Below are 14,513 nucleotides of genomic sequence, written 5' to 3'. Positions count from 1 at the left end.
TGCGAGTGTCTGAACGGCGGTCTAGCTGCGCGGCGAACTGCGCGCCAAGGTAGCAGCGGCCACATCGGCAATCGTCTGATGTGCTGCAGGGAAACCCGGCGGATAGTCGACAACGCGTGCGGATCCCGGCACCACCTGTACGGCGACGCTCGCCCGCGCTCCGATCCGTGCACCGCCGACAATCGCGGCCATCGCCTCGCGGTCGAGTTCGACGCTGTCGGTGAGGTCCTTGATAACGAGCTTTGCCATGGCGGCTCCAGGGAAGCGATCGGGCCGGGGGCTGGTGGGATTCTCCAGCCGCCGCCCGAGTGTGTCTTTAAGTGTGCTGAGGTCTCGTCGCACTATCAGTATAGGAAATCTGCTTGCAGCTCGCCTGTGGGATATCAACAGGCCGCAGTAGGGAAGCCCCCGGCTCCGCGCTACTGCATGCCATTAAATGTTGGCGTAATTGGCGGCCCACAGCGAAGGGCTGACATTCAGGTTCAACGGTACGAAGCCCGCACCGATCACGCCGATGTTGTTGAGCGCGGCGACGTTGACGGTTTGTATCTGGCTGAGGTTCTGGACCACCGAGACGTTGACATTGGCGACGCTGCCAAGGCCGGGCATCGAAGGCAAGCCGGGTACGCTGCTGCCGGTGCCGCCGGCCACCGCTGACATTGCACGGCGGTCGAGCTCGCGGGTGCGGGACAGATCGCGAATCATGAGGGATGACATGGTGATTCTCCAAAGGTGCGCGGAAGACGGGCGTGATCGAAGCGAAGCGGAGATTGCCGAGGGCTCCTCCGCTTCGCCGAATCAGGCTTTAAACGTGGATGTTGTTGCTCGACGTGACGTAGGGAACGATCGACGTATCGAGGCCTGCCGCGAACGCGACATTGTTGCCGTTGGCGTTCTGAAGGTTGATTTCGTTGCTGATCAACTGCGTGGCGCTGACCTGCTTGCTGTTGTTCGGCGCGACGATCGGGCTGAAGTTGAAGTACGACGTGGACGGGCCGAAGCCGCCGCGCACGGCGCTCATGGCCTTGCTGTCGAGTTGGGTGGTGAGGGACAGGTCTTTGATCATCAGCGTGTTCATGGTAAATCTCCTGGAAGGAAACATCACAGTCTTGCGGTTGGGTTCGAGCATCTTGTCTGCTCGAGTGTCACTAATGCATGGGCTGTGCCAGTTTCATTTGTGCCTCCTAATAAAGTTGACAGAGGCTTGATGCACAAGGCTTTCGCGTCACGCCGCCGCGTCGGAGACGCAACAAGGCCACTCGAAGATAACTGTCCGCTGATGGCGCGTACCCAACATCGCGCCGGATTCTGTTGGATGTCGCAAGACACTCGCCGGGCGTGCACGCAGCGGGGCAATCCTGGTTTGCGAAAGCGCGGGTCGGGAGCTAGTATCGAAGCGGCACATGTAACTGGTTACGACAGGTTTTCTATCAGCCCGAAAGGCTCCGGTCGCATGCGATCCGGTCCAACGGCAGCGGGGGCGCTTCGCACAAATGGCTAGCCTTGCGCATGTGATTCGCGACTATCAGAGCGGCGAGCTGTCACGTGACGAGTTCGTCGCTCAACTCGACAGCACGTTGACGACCGAAGGACTCGGTCCCACGCAGCTGCTGGACATGCTCGGCGCAGCGCATCGCAAAGCCCCTTTGCCCGACGATCTCTACACCGAGGTGCGGCGGCGCATCGAACAGTTGCGCGTCTCGAACGTGGCGGCCGGCGGCGAGGAAACCGGCATGCAGACCACCGTCGAGATACCGTCGGTACGCTCGGCGAGTGGGGCGAACGCGGCAGGCTCCACAAGTGCCGGGAGCGCCGCCAGTGCGCCGGGACACGATCAGATCAAAGGCACCGGCGATACGCTGAACAACCGCTTCGTCCTTGAGGAATGTCTGGGTGTCGGCGGGATGGGCACGGTCTACAAGGCGCTCGATTTGCGCAAGCTCGAGGCGTCGGATCGCAAACCGTATCTCGCGGTCAAGGTGCTCAACGTCCAGTTTCGCGGCAATCCGAATTCACTCGTCGCGCTGCAACGCGAGGCGCGCAAGGCGCAGGTGCTGGCGCACCGCAACATCATCGCAGTGTACGACTTCGACCGCGACGGACCGATCGTCTACCTGACGATGGAGTACCTTACCGGCAAGCCGTTGAGCCAGCTATTGCGCACGCCGGGCTATCAGGGAATGCCGGTTCGCGCCGCGCTGCCGATTGTGCGCGGCATGTGCAATGCGCTCGCCTATGCGCACGAACACGGCTTTGTACATTGCGATTTCAAACCCGCCAACGTCTTTCTCACGACGAATGCCGAAGTGAAGGTGATCGACTTCGGCATCGCCCGCGTGTTCCAGCGGCCGGAGGAGGAGAGCGACGCCACTGTCTTCGACCCCGGCAGTCTCGGCGCGTTGACGCCCGCGTACGCGAGTCCGGAGATGATCGAGCATCGCGAGCCGGACCCGCGCGACGATATCTACGCGCTCGGCTGCATTACCTACGAGTTATTGACGGGCCACCATCCGTTCGACCGATTGTCGGCGACACAGGCCCGCAATGCGGACTTCAAGCCGCAGCGGCCGCCCAATCTCGATGCCAAACAGTGGCGCGCATTGCGTGCCGCGCTTTCGTTCGATCGCGCCACGCGCATGCCGAGCGTCGTGCGCTTCATCGCGGAGTTCGACAACGAAGCGCGTGCGGAGAAGTCGGGTACGTTGGTCAAGGCAGGGTTCGCGGGTTTTGCGGTGGTGTGTGCCGCGGTTGTTGGCGTGTTTGCGTTGCGGTCAGCGCCGAATCGGCAAAGTGCTGCGCAGCCGGCTTCGGAGGTGTCAGCGGATCAAGCGGCTTCGGTCGCGAAGCCTGTTGCTGCAGCAACGGTAGCGAGCGCGCCTGAACCCCCTTCGACAACCGCGCCAATCGCTGGGGGCACCGGAAAACCGACCGCAGGCTCATCTGTCGGGACAACCTCAGCGCTAACCGCAATGGGGCCCGGGTCATCACCCCAGGCGCAACCTCCTGAACCACCCGCGCCCCAACCCGCGTTGACCCTGGCCGCCGTCGCGCCGGTTCTGGCGCAGGTGCCGTGCTCGGCGCTGTCCGCTTCAGCACAAGACCACACGTTGACGGTGCGCGGCTACGTTTCGCAGCGCTACGGCGCGGCGCATCTGAAGGACACCCTGGCGGCATTGCCGGGCGTCGATACGCTGACGCTCCAGGTTGAGCCACTCGCCGACGACAAATGCGCCACGATCAACGCGCTCGCCCCTTATTGGACCCGCAACTGGCAGGCGGGCCACGTTGCGTCGCTGCATGTGCGGCCGCCTGGCGGCCAGTTGAGCGAAGGCGATCCGCTGGTCGTCGACGTGACCACGCCCGCTTACGACTCGTACGTGAACCTCGACTACTACCAGCTCGACGGCAGCGTCGTGCACATGGTGCCGAGTCCGCGTGCGAAAGACAATCAGGCGCCCCCGCACTATTCGGCCACGATCGGCAGCGCCGGTGACTGGATCATTTCGAAGCCGTTTGGATCGGAGATGGTGGTGCTGTTGATTACGCCCGCGCCGCTATTCGACAAGCCGCGGCCCGAAAGCGAATCACGTGCCGATTATCTGCACGCACTGGATACGCGGCTCGCGCAGATCGCCGGCAAATACGGTCAGGATCACATCGTCGCTGACTTCGCGCCAATCACGACCAAGCCGCACACGCCTTAAGAGGCGCGCCGAGATCGTCCGCAGCTTCCAAAGCGCTCGCAGCCCAAGACGCACCCACCGCCCAGCATGACCCGCGTCCACTGTGGTCGCCACCGCGTTACTTCAGATCCTTGACCACCCTGAAGCCATCTTGCGACTGGCGCACGCTCGCGCTGTACTTGAAGCGCGTCGCGCTCAGCATGTAGCTCCCGCCTTCGCGCCACGAACCGCCGCGAATCACGCGCATGTCGCAGCTTGGGCTGTCCCACGCGTGACCGTCGGCGGGCGCGCCCTGGTAGGAGTTGTGCCAGCAATCGGCGACCCATTCCCAGACATTGCCGTTCATGTCATACAGGCCAACCGGATTCGGCGCGAACGAGCCGGCCGCTTCGGGCCCCTCCTTGTGCCAGGGATCGCCGCAGTCCTTGCAATTGGCGTTGCCCTTACGCATCTGATCGCCCCACCAGTATGCCGTCGTGGTGCCGCCACGGTCCGCGTATTCCCATTCGGCCTCCGTGGGCAAGCGGTACGGTTTGCCGGTCGTTTTGCTCAGCCACTTCACGTACTGTTGCGCGTCGTCCCAACTGAGGTCGCGTGCCGGTGTCGCTTTGTTTGTATTGTTCTCGGGCGTCAGCTTTTGACAGGCGTTCGCGGCGGTACACGCGTTCCATTGCTCGACGGTCACCTCGTACTTGCCGATCGCGAACGGCGCGCCGATGGTCACGTGATGGACGGGCTTTTCGGACGGGTCGTCGGTGCTGCTGCCCATCGAGAACGCGCCCGCGGGCAACGCGATCATGATCGGGCAGGTGGCGCAATCGCGGCTTTCGCCTGCGCTTGGTGCATGCGTCGCGGGCTTTTGTGCTACCGCCGGCGTGGAAGGTGCGCCAGGTGGAGCGGTCGACGCAGTTGGCGGCGGCACGGCGGCGTGCGGGTGGCCCTGCGGCGCCGCGCTGGCGGGCGGGGTGGGTCGCGCGGCTTGCTGTGCCGGTGCAATCGCTGGCGCAACCAGTGGCGCAGCAGATGTCGTGGCAGATGGCGAAGTAGATGGCGCACTCGCCGACGCCGCAGCGCGCAACCGGTCAATGCGCGCGTGGGCGAGCGTGGCAAAGCGGCCATTCGGGTAGGCCTTCAAATAGGCCTCGTAGTCGCTGGGGTAGTTGCTGTCCTTGATGGAATCCCAGAAGGTGATTTCGTATTGCTCGCTGCTGTCCTTGGGCAGAATACCTCTGCTGTGCAGCGCGACAATGGGGTTGTCGCTGGCAGCGAATGTGAGTGCCGCCATAGCCGTGCGGGATACCGGCCCATTCAGGCTCGCGTCGCTGGCAAGCGACGAAGCGATCCACGGTGTTTGCTCACCGCCGGTGGCCTCGCTAACCTGCGTCGCGACGCGTTGAAACAATCCCGCAAGATCCTGCGATGAAGAAGCGTCGTCGAGTGTTCGCAGCAATGTGTTCGTATAGACACCGTGATGCATGCCGTCGGCTGCAAACCCTCCCGGCGCAGTGGCATACGCAATCACCGTATTGGCAGGCAGCGCGGACGCATCGAGCGTTACGTCGCTGGAGAACGGGTTGTTCAGGCACGTATCGAGAATCACGAGATTGAGTGCACCGGCACGCGGCGTGCGCATTGCCTGCAATACGGTATTCAGATCGACGCCTTCGCTGACGAGCCGTGCCGGCGTGCGTACATCGAGGCCGGCGGGCACGAGCAGTGTCTGCCGACCGATTTGCATGCCGTGTCCCGCGAAATAGAAGAGTCCGGTGCCGCCAACTCGCAGACGTTGGCCGAATTCGCGGACGGCTTGCCGCATTTGCTGCGGCGTCGCATTGCCGCGCATGATGACGTCGAAGCCGTGCGCGCGCAGTGTGTCCCGCATGGCTTCTGCGTCGCGCAGCGCATTATCGTGGACCGGGTCTGAATCTTGACTGTAGGTGTTATTGCCGATCACCAGCGCGATGCGCGGCGGCAACGTATTGTCTTTTTTCAGTGCGAGCGGCGTGATGGACGTGGCTGTCGCACGCATAGCGGCAGCGCCGTGCTCCGCGCCCTCACGCTGCGCCGCGGCGTAAGCGTTACCCCAATGCATCTGAATGACCCCGGCCATACACACCAGCAGGAATGTTCGCCACATATTCGTATCCTGTTTATTCCGGACAGAACATAGGGTTTCGACGACAGAGACGCCCGCGTCAGCCGTTGGAGTGGATCGGGTGCAGCATCGATGCCGCTATCGACTCTCCATCGACAACCTATGAACAACGATAGCACGCGGTTTGCGCGTCACAACTGTCCGCACCTCATCAATGCGTTATACGGTTAACGAGTGTGGCGTATCTTTTTGGCAAGTTACGTCCTAAGCTAATTCACAAAGTAGGGCAGTACGGCCGTTTTAATAGTACTGCCGCTCATCGACGTGAATCCGCCCCGTGAACTCACGTGAAACTACGCGAGCGCCCGCGACATTCAGCCGGAGCGTCCGGCTGCGCATTGCGCAGCCGAGGCAGCCATGACCAATCTTCGGGAGAGTGCGCAATGCGAAGAACCCTCACACCTGGCGTGCTCGACATACGTTATGGAACGAAGGTGGGCCTTGCAAAGCTCTGCACGGTTTTGTGCGCCACCTGTTCTCTCCTGCTCGGTATTGCGTCAACGACCGAATTCGCACTTGCCGAACAAACGCCTTCGCCACCGGGCGCCGAGGAATACATCATCTGGCCGTCGGACGGGGCGGTGATTCACGGCGGCAAGCTGTGGGTCCGCATGGGTCTGCGCAACATGGGCGTGTGCCCGAAGGGCGTGGCGATTCCGAACACCGGGCATCACCATCTGCTGATCGACACGGATCTGCCGCCGCTCGACCAGGAAATTCCATCGGACCGTAATCACCTGCATTTCGGTGCGGGCGAAACCGACGCGCGCATCGAGTTGCCGCCGGGCAAGCACACATTGCAGCTCATTCTCGGTGACCATCACCACGTGCCGCACGTACCACCGGTGTATTCGAAGAAGATCACCATCACCGTACTAAAAGACTAGCTGTCCCGTTCATTCAAAGCGGGTCCGTCAGGACGGAGAGACCAACATGTACAGGATCATCGCGCTCGCGGCGCTTGTGACATTGGCGTCACTGGCCGCGCCGAATTTCGCCACGGCCGGCACGACACCGTCGCCGGCCGGCGCGCATGTCTATATCGGCTATCCGAACGACGGGCAGGTGGTGCAGGCCGATAAACCGTTTCGGGTGTGGTTCGGCTTGCGCTATATGGGTGTGGCGCCTAAAGGCGTCAAGTATCCGAACACGGGGCACCACCATCTGTTGATCGATACTGACCTGCCACCGATGGACCAGGAAATTCCAAATGACCGCAATCATCTGCATTTCGGCGCGGGCGAAACGGAAACGATGATTCAACTGCCACCTGGCAAGCACACGTTGCAACTGCTGATGGGCGACGACATGCATATGCCGCACAATCCGCCGGTGTACTCGAAGAAGATCACGGTCATTGCGCGTTGACCTGTATTGGTTTTGGTTGGTGCGATCGGCTTTCCATTTCAGTGTCACGTTGCAACCAACACCGTCGCGTGAGTTGTTGGTTGCGATCCACCAGTGCGAACCTGGTGCTTTGCAGCCGTCGCGCTGCGTCTAACGGCACACCATCCCCGAAGTCCCTTATCTACAGCCGTTCGGAATATTTCTTGGGAACGGAAAGCGAAACTGGCACAGCCCATGCATTAGTGACACTCGAGCAGACAAGATGCTCGAACCCAACCGCAAGACTGTGCTGTTTCCCTTCCAGGAGATTTACCATGAACACGCTAATGATCAAAGACCTGTCCCTCACCGCCCAACTCGACAGCAAGGCCATGAGCGGCGTGCGCGGCGGCTTCGGCCCGTCTTCGTCGTACTTCAACTTCATGCCCGTGTACGCGCCGAACAACAGCAAGACCGTCGACGCCACGCAACTGATCAGCACCACGATGAACATTCAGAACGCGAACGGCAACAACGCAGCGTTCGTTGCCGGTGTCACCACCACGATCGACCCGCATGTGAGCTCCAGCAACAACATCAACGTGTATTGAACGGCGCCCGCCGCCGCGGAGGCGCTCAGGCCTCCGCGGGACGCGCCACCTCAACGCGTCAAAAAGATCTCGCATCCAATCGTTCTTTTCACACGAGCCTGGCGTCACCGCCCGATCCCCGCGCCGACATTTCCGCACCGCTTCGATGGTGAAGCCGGGCAGGACATGCTTTACTTAAACAGCGCGTTCTCCTCGTGCAGCGTAGCCGGTGTCATCGGAGAAAATCGTGTCAGCGTTGCTTGATTCAGTGGTCCGTCAGTACTCTTTCAGCGCTTCGGCGCAGTGCTGTGTGGATCGTCAACCGGCGAGTGCAAGCCGTATGGCCGCGGCGCTGCGCGGACTCTGCGCTGCAACGGCCTGCGCGCTGTCGCTGTGCGCGTGCATCGACGTCAGCATGCCCGACTACAAGCGGCCGGATACACCGGCCAAGGCGTCGTGGTCGGATCAGAAGGGCTCGCCAGTATCGGCGGCGGCGACCATCGAGCCGGACTGGTGGAAAAGTTTCCACGATCCGTATCTGGACACGCTGATCGCGAAAGCGATCGCCAGCAACTTCGATATCAAGGTACTGGCCGCACGTATCGACGTGGCCGGCACGCAGATCGGTGAGGCCAAAGCGGGCGCATTGCCGACCATGGATCTCGGCGGCGGTGCCGATTTCGAAAAGAGTACGGGTCAGACGTTTGCAAAACAGTACAACGTCGCGACGCAAGTGAGCTGGGACATCGATATCTGGGGCAAAGTTGAGAAGGGCGTACAGGCGCAAAAGGCCGAATTCCACGCGAGCGAAGCGGATTGGCGCGCCGGCTATCTGGAACTGGTGTCGAACGTCTCAAGTACCTATTTCCAGATCCTGCAATTCGACGACCAGATCGAGCAGCAGCAACACACGCTCGTCACGAACAGGCAGATTCTCACCATTTATGACGGTCAACGCCGCAACGGCCTCGTGCCGCAAACTCAGGTGTTACGGCAACAGGCCGAGATCAACCGTCTGACGAATCAGTTGCTCGAACTGCGCCGCTCGCGTGATCTCGCGAACAACGCGCTATGCACGCTGCTCGGCGTGCCGGCGGGCGAGTTCCAGTTACCGAAAGGACATTTGCAGCAACGCGTGCAACTGCCCGTAGTGCCCGACGGTTTGCCCGCGCAACTCCTCGCACGGCGCCCCGACGTGGTGGCCGCCGAGTTCAGAGTGCTGGAAGCCTACGACCTGGTCGGCCAGGCCAAGCTCGCGCAACTGCCCACCATCAACCTCACTGGCCACGGTGGCACCGCGAGTTTCGCGCTGACCGATTTGCTGAAGTCGTTCACCTACGGATTCATGCCTAGCATCAACATTCCGCTGCTCGATCCCGGTGTGCGGGCGCATGTGAAGGTCACGCAGGCGCAATCGACCGTCGCCGAACAACAGTACCGCGTAGCCGTGATGGGGGCGTTCGAGGAAGTGGAAAACGCGCTGGTCAATCTGAATTCGCACAAGGCGCAGCGTGTGGAGTTGCAGCAGGAGGTGTCACGTCTGCAAATCGTCGCCGATCAGATCCAGTCGCAATTACGCCTTGGCGTGGTGTCGCAACTGGAAGTTTTCGAAACCGAACGGACTTTGCTGGCGGCGCAGCAGGAATTGCTGGCCAACCATCAACTGATTCTGTCGGACACGGTGTTGCTCTATAAGGCGCTGGGCGGTGGCTGGCCGAGCGTGGATGTGCAAACGGAAGTAAAGGAACACTGAGCTAATCCGAGGCGCGGCGTATTTCGGCTGCATATGACGCATGAATGGCCCTTGCAACCGACGATTTGAAAATTGACACTTGCGATGCGTGACTTAAAATTTGTAAGGAGCCGGATTCTGCACGGCTCACTAGAACATCCACTATTCGCCGTAACTCTTCTTTCCGTTCCTGTTGCGCTCTCGCCGCAGCGGGTAAACGATTAGTGATCCAGATAAAATGGCCAACGGGGACGCTCCGATTGCTGAGATGCGCGCGACACTGGACTCCACATTCGACGTGGTGCTGTCGCCGGTTGCCTCCGCGCAGCGTCCCGCGCTCGATGCGATCCGGATCGTCGATAATCTGTTCGCGATCGGGCGCAGCGAGGTGCCGTTTACCGACTATCCCGTTGAACGGATTACCCGCCTGTCACGCCGCCATGCGCGCATCTTTACGGAACATGGCGCTGTCTATGTCGCCGATCTCGGCAGCAAGAACGGCACGACACTCAACGGCGTTGCGGTGCGGCAGGCGCCCGCGCGGGTGCGTGCCGGCGACGAATTGTGCTTCGGCGGCGAGCTTTGCTATCGCGTGAGTATCGAGCCGCGCGCGCGAATCGTCGCTGCTGCCAGCGCGGTTCCCGTGCCCGGCTTGCTGCTGGTGCCGCAACGCGACGACCTCGGGCTTCAGCCGATCGACGTGCAGGCGTTCCCCTTTCTCATCAGCAAGGCGGACGAAGTCTTCTCGCGCTACAAGGAGCGCTATCCGCATCAGGTCAATTACATCTCGCGGCGCCATGCGCACATCTTTCTGAAGAGTGGCGAGCTCTACCTCGAAGATCTGGGCAGCACCAACGGGACATTCGTCGGCGGAAAGCGGCTCGACGAAACCGCGCTGCCGCTTGTGGAGGGGGACCTCCTTGCATTTGGCGGCGACCACTTCGTCTACAGGGTGACACTGCAAAAACCCCCTGAAGTCGAGCCCACCGTGACCCAGGTATTCCTCAATCCCGCCGTCGACGAAGCTGCCGATACCGACAAGACCACGTTCGTTGCCGCCGCGCATTCGTTCCTCGATATCTTTTGCGTCGACCCGGGGCTACAACGCGAAGACGAAGTCAACGAGGCAGCGCAGGCCGCATCGGCACACGCGAAGCGCGACACGCTGACAGGTGGTGTTGGCGGCGTAAATGGCACACATGGCGCGAAGGGCACGAACAGAACAAACGGCACGCAGGGCGCAAACGGCGCACATGCGCGGCAAGGCACGAATGAAACAAGCGCACAGAAGGGCCGATCGCGGCGTTGGCGTCTACTCGCGAGCGAACTCAGTAAGGCCTTTGCGGGTAGTGATCACGCGATGGTGCATCGTGCCGCGTGGTGGAGTGGCGCGGCCTTCGTCGTTCTGGTGATCATTGCGCTGACGCTCTACATGCGCGGCTCTTCGGAGCGCGAGTTGAGAAATATGCTGGCGAGCGGCGATTACACCAGCGCGGTGACGGCGGCAAACGGCTACCTGGCGAATCATCCCACCGACACGAAAGTCAGCGCATTGGCGAGCGAAGCGCTACTCAAGGCGAAACTCCCCAACTGGCTGAACACGCTGCAAAAGGCGCAGTTCGATCAGGCCGACGCGCTGCTCAAGGAGATGAGCGGGTTGAGTACAAACAATGCGGACGCCGCCTCTCTGGTCGGCGAATTGCAGTGGGTAGGAGACCTGGAGCGCTTCGTGGTGGGGCGCGGCGGGGCAGACGCGCCGATCCGCATGTACACCGACGAGGCCACGATTAGCGGCCTGCTGCAACGTTGGGACGACGACACCAGGAGCCATCAGCGCGCACTCGACCGTATTGCCTCGTACGTCCCTGTTTTTGCGGAGCCGTACGCGCAGGCGCTGAGCCATTTGCGCAAACTGGAGAGCGACGACTCGGTGTATATCGCCGCCATCGACCGCCTGAATGGCACCATTCGCACCGAACTGGCGCGCGACAAGCCGGACGCGCTGCCTGCCGTCCTCGACGATTATGCGCAACGCTATCCGCGTCTCGCCGGCCTCGATCGTGTACGGGAAGACTTGCGCCACTACGCCGACGTGCTGAACGCCGCGCTTAGTCGGCAATTGACGCCGTTGCTCGCCTTGCTGAAAACGGTGCGTTTCAATACGCCGCCATTTCAGGCGCAGTTTCAGCAACTGGCCGCGAGCCGCTTGCCGTCGGCTGATGTCATTCAGCGCCATGACGCAGCGAGCGCGGCGTGGCAGCGGGGCGATGCACAACAGGCGCTGACAGGTTTGCAGACCATGCCTGCCGGGCCATGGTCCGACGTGATCGCAGCGGAACTGGCGCACAAGAAAGCGCTGCTCGACCAGTTCACCGAATTGCAGAAGACACGCGGCAGCAAGGATTACGACCAACGCCTGCTGTCGTTCTACGCCAGTCTCGACCCAACGGCGGACGCGTGGTTCGTGCAATCGGTCCAGAAAGACGTCGCCGCGTTGCACGACAAAGCGCTCGCGCGTGCGCAAGATCTGCTGCTGCGCGCGCAGAGCCTCTGGAAGCAGTATCGGGCGAACGGTCCGATCGGTGGCACGCAACGGCTGGAAGCGGGGATTTCGCCCGGTTTTCGCAACGAGGCGCGTCTGCTTTCCGATGCGCAGTCCGCCGCGCAACAGGGCATGCGCATCTATACGCAACTGAAGGCGGATCATCCCGCCGACTTCGACCGCCTGTTCGCGGATATCGAAGCCGAAGCGGATTTGCAGCGCCGTTCGCTGACTGACTTGCGCATGGTGCTGGACCCTGGGCTGTTGAAGGCAAAGCTGGCGTTGATTGGAGGCGAGCAGAGTGAAACGCGACAGTCACCCTAGACCGTTGTCGGAGGCGCTGGAGGACCATAGCGTCGAAGGCATCGCGATTCTGACCGCGGAGCCGGTGCGGCTCGCTCGCGCGCTGATCTGGGCGATGGCCGCACTGGTGGTGGCCGGTTTGCTGTGGTCGTTCGTGGGTCGCGCGGATGTGATCGTCAGCGCGCAAGGCACGCTCTCGCCGGAATCGGAGGTGCGCCGCATCTATGCGCCGATCGACGGCGAGCTCGCCGATCTGTACATCGCCGAGGGGCAACCGGTATCGAAGGGCGACGTGCTGGCGCGGCTGAATGCGCGCGGTGCGATCGAGGCAGCGAGCAACGCGCTGCAGGCGCAGCTCAAACTCGAAGACGCCGAACGCGACTGGAAGCAGTTCCCCGAGAAGAAAGCGCTGATGGAGCGCAAGGCGGCCGCGCTGAAGGCACAGATGGAAGTGGAATCGCATCAACACGAAAACCGCGTCTCCGAAGGCACAACCAAGCTCGCTGAGGGCCAAAAAGCCGAACTCGACGAAGCGCGCAGCGTGCTCGACAACGCGCGCCGTACGCGCGAGGCGGCGCGTCAGGAGCTGGACCGCTACTCGCGGCTTTTCGCCCAACCGGGTGGCGGCGGTATCGCCGAGTTGCAGGTGGAGCAGAAACGAACCGCTGCGATGGAAGCGGATAACGCCTACCGTGTCGCGCAATCGAAACTCGCGGAACTGGATTTCCGCCTGAGCCACGAATACGCGCAAGCTAATGCGCAACTCGAAACCAGCGGGCAGCAGACCACCGACTTGCAACTCCAGTACGATTCGGCAGTCCGCGATATCACCGACTCGGAAGACAAGCTGCGTCTGCAATTGCAGACCGCGCGCCTCGTGGCCGAAGCCGCCGCGCGGATCCGCTTCGAGAACATCGACAAAGACAATTTCCTGCTGATCCTCGCACCGGTCTCCGGCGTCATCACCGACGTCACCTCCACACAGCGGGGCGACAAGATTCAGGCGAACGCACCGCTCGGCGGCATCGCGCCGAAAGACGCGAAGCCCGTGCTGAAGATCGAAATCGCCGAACACGATCGTGCTTTTCTGCACGAGGGCCAGCCCGTGAAGCTGAAATTCAACGCGTTCCCGTATCAGCGCTATGGGCTGATCAGCGGCACGCTCGCCTATATTTCGCCGGCCACCAAACCGTCCGTGCAGGACAAGCAGCCGGTGTACGAAGGCCGCGTCACGCTCGACAAGAACTACTACCAGATCGCCGACACCCGCTATCCGCTGCGCTACGGCATGACGGCGAGCGCGGAGATCGTGGTGCGCGAGCGGCGCCTGATCGATCTGGGTCTCGACCCGTTCAGGCAGGTAGCAGGTTGAGCGCGCCGATTACACGTCAATCAAAGGAGCGGATGACATGACCGCGATAGTGCGAATCGATGACGAAGTCGTGGACGTTTCCGAGTTCATTCGTCTTCTGAAATTGACCGGCCAGTTCGAGAGCCTGATCGAGCAGATTGTGCGCGACAAGCTCACGGTGCATGCGGCAAAGAAACAGGGCATTGCCGTCACTACGGACGAAATCCAGCAGCGCGCCGATCAGTTCCGCCGTGTGCGCGGCTTGCATCGCGCGACGGATATGAATCAGTACCTCGATGCGCTCGCCGTGAGTCTCGACGAGTTCGAGGCGTTCATTACGGACGGGCTGTATCAGGAAAAAATGCTCGACGTGGTCGGTAACGAGGCGGCGATCAGGGATTACTTCGCGCTGAATTCGCCGAAGTTCGACGCGATCGAGGTGAGCCATATCGTGCTCGACAGCGAGGGCAAGGCGAAGGAGATGATCTCGTACCTGCACGACGATCCCGAGAGCTTCGCCGACATGGCGCGCGAGCATTCAATTGCGGATACCCGCGAAGCAGGCGGCGTGATTGGCAAGGTGCTGCGCGGATCGCTGAAGCCAGATATCGAGGCGAAGATTTTCAATGCAGCGGTGGGTGATCTGCTGGGGCCGTTTCCGTCCGCGGATCGCTCGTGCTTCGAGATTTTCGCCGTGACGGCGAAATATCCCGCCACGCTCGACGCGGATGTGGCCGCTGAAGTGCGGCGCCTGCTGCGTGAGAGCTGGCTGATTGCGCGCGCGCAGGAACACGTGATCGAAGCACGCTAGCCGGCGTATATCGCGTCACC

General features: G+C 61.7%; 12 protein-coding genes. 8 read left to right on the top strand and 4 right to left on the bottom strand.

What is annotated here, in order from left to right:
* Positions 1–21: 21 nt before the first annotated feature.
* From PQR40_RS07900 to PQR40_RS07890, 3 genes are all read right to left on the bottom strand, one after another.
* Complete coding sequence (locus tag PQR40_RS07900) at positions 22–249, bottom strand: hypothetical protein (protein ID WP_408508714.1); 228 nt, start codon at positions 247–249, stop codon at positions 22–24.
* Between the two features lie 183 nt (positions 250–432).
* Positions 433–717 (bottom strand): hypothetical protein, encoded by a 285-nt coding sequence (locus PQR40_RS07895; protein ID WP_408339344.1) that lies wholly within the window; start codon positions 715–717, stop codon positions 433–435.
* Positions 718–805: 88 nt separating this feature from the next.
* On the bottom strand, positions 806–1,078 hold the full coding sequence (locus PQR40_RS07890) for a hypothetical protein (protein ID WP_408233270.1): 273 nt from the start codon (positions 1,076–1,078) through the stop codon (positions 806–808).
* Positions 1,079–1,493: 415 nt separating this feature from the next.
* Between PQR40_RS07890 and PQR40_RS07885 the strand changes: the two genes are divergently transcribed.
* Positions 1,494–3,704, top strand: coding sequence for a serine/threonine protein kinase (locus tag PQR40_RS07885; protein ID WP_408508713.1), 2,211 nt, complete (start codon positions 1,494–1,496; stop codon positions 3,702–3,704).
* A 97-nt stretch (positions 3,705–3,801) separates the two neighbouring features.
* Here PQR40_RS07885 and PQR40_RS07880 read toward each other — a convergent pair whose 3' ends face one another.
* Positions 3,802–5,820 carry an SUMF1/EgtB/PvdO family nonheme iron enzyme gene (locus tag PQR40_RS07880; protein WP_408508712.1) on the bottom strand — a complete coding sequence of 673 codons (2,019 nt, stop codon included), beginning with the start codon at positions 5,818–5,820 and terminating at the stop codon, positions 3,802–3,804.
* Between the two features lie 401 nt (positions 5,821–6,221).
* On the opposite strand from PQR40_RS07880, the gene PQR40_RS07875 reads away from it, so the two are divergent.
* From PQR40_RS07875 to PQR40_RS07845, 7 genes are all read left to right on the top strand, one after another.
* Entirely contained in the window at positions 6,222–6,725 is a 504-nt protein-coding gene (locus tag PQR40_RS07875; RefSeq protein ID WP_408508711.1) for a DUF4399 domain-containing protein, read from the top strand.
* A gap of 46 nt (positions 6,726–6,771) precedes the next feature.
* Positions 6,772–7,206, top strand: coding sequence for a DUF4399 domain-containing protein (locus PQR40_RS07870; protein ID WP_408508710.1), 435 nt, complete (start codon positions 6,772–6,774; stop codon positions 7,204–7,206).
* A 293-nt stretch (positions 7,207–7,499) separates the two neighbouring features.
* The gene (locus tag PQR40_RS07865; protein ID WP_408339340.1) at positions 7,500–7,775 is read left to right on the top strand and encodes a hypothetical protein; all 276 of its coding nucleotides are present in this window, start codon (positions 7,500–7,502) and stop codon (positions 7,773–7,775) included.
* Positions 7,776–8,094: 319 nt separating this feature from the next.
* Positions 8,095–9,507, top strand: a complete 1,413-nt coding sequence (locus PQR40_RS07860; protein WP_408233399.1) for an efflux transporter outer membrane subunit — start codon at positions 8,095–8,097, stop codon at positions 9,505–9,507.
* 217 nt (positions 9,508–9,724) lie between these two features.
* Entirely contained in the window at positions 9,725–12,352 is a 2,628-nt protein-coding gene (locus PQR40_RS07855) for an FHA domain-containing protein (RefSeq protein WP_408508709.1), read from the top strand.
* On the top strand, positions 12,330–13,703 hold the full coding sequence (locus PQR40_RS07850) for a beta-barrel domain-containing protein (RefSeq protein WP_408508708.1): 1,374 nt from the start codon (positions 12,330–12,332) through the stop codon (positions 13,701–13,703). The genes PQR40_RS07855 and PQR40_RS07850 overlap by 23 nt, the downstream gene beginning before the upstream one ends.
* A gap of 37 nt (positions 13,704–13,740) precedes the next feature.
* Entirely contained in the window at positions 13,741–14,493 is a 753-nt protein-coding gene (locus PQR40_RS07845) for a peptidylprolyl isomerase (protein WP_408508707.1), read from the top strand.
* Positions 14,494–14,513: the final 20 nt, after the last annotated feature.

Origin of the sequence: Paraburkholderia sediminicola, from assembly GCF_046026855.1 — a bacterium.
GTDB classification, from domain to species: Bacteria; Pseudomonadota; Gammaproteobacteria; order Burkholderiales; family Burkholderiaceae; genus Paraburkholderia; species Paraburkholderia sediminicola_A.
The sequence above is the reverse complement of the archived record's forward strand: the minus strand, read 5'-3'. Positions and strand labels throughout refer to the sequence as shown.

Bases quoted from the DNA above. Each gene is read 5' to 3' on its own strand.
- PQR40_RS07865 (WP_408339340.1), top strand. From the start codon at position 7,500: ATGAACACGCTAATGATCAAAGACCTGTCCCTCACCGCCCAACTCGAC.
- PQR40_RS07890 (WP_408233270.1), bottom strand. From the start codon at position 1,078: ATGAACACGCTGATGATCAAAGACCTGTCCCTCACCACCCAACTCGAC.
- PQR40_RS07875 (WP_408508711.1), top strand. From the start codon at position 6,222: ATGCGAAGAACCCTCACACCTGGCGTGCTCGACATACGTTATGGAACG.
- PQR40_RS07895 (WP_408339344.1), bottom strand. From the start codon at position 717: ATGTCATCCCTCATGATTCGCGATCTGTCCCGCACCCGCGAGCTCGAC.
- PQR40_RS07870 (WP_408508710.1), top strand. From the start codon at position 6,772: ATGTACAGGATCATCGCGCTCGCGGCGCTTGTGACATTGGCGTCACTG.
- PQR40_RS07885 (WP_408508713.1), top strand. From the start codon at position 1,494: ATGGCTAGCCTTGCGCATGTGATTCGCGACTATCAGAGCGGCGAGCTG.
- PQR40_RS07855 (WP_408508709.1), top strand. From the start codon at position 9,725: ATGGCCAACGGGGACGCTCCGATTGCTGAGATGCGCGCGACACTGGAC.
- PQR40_RS07880 (WP_408508712.1), bottom strand. From the start codon at position 5,820: ATGTGGCGAACATTCCTGCTGGTGTGTATGGCCGGGGTCATTCAGATG.
- PQR40_RS07900 (WP_408508714.1), bottom strand. From the start codon at position 249: ATGGCAAAGCTCGTTATCAAGGACCTCACCGACAGCGTCGAACTCGAC.
- PQR40_RS07860 (WP_408233399.1), top strand. From the start codon at position 8,095: ATGGCCGCGGCGCTGCGCGGACTCTGCGCTGCAACGGCCTGCGCGCTG.
- PQR40_RS07845 (WP_408508707.1), top strand. From the start codon at position 13,741: ATGACCGCGATAGTGCGAATCGATGACGAAGTCGTGGACGTTTCCGAG.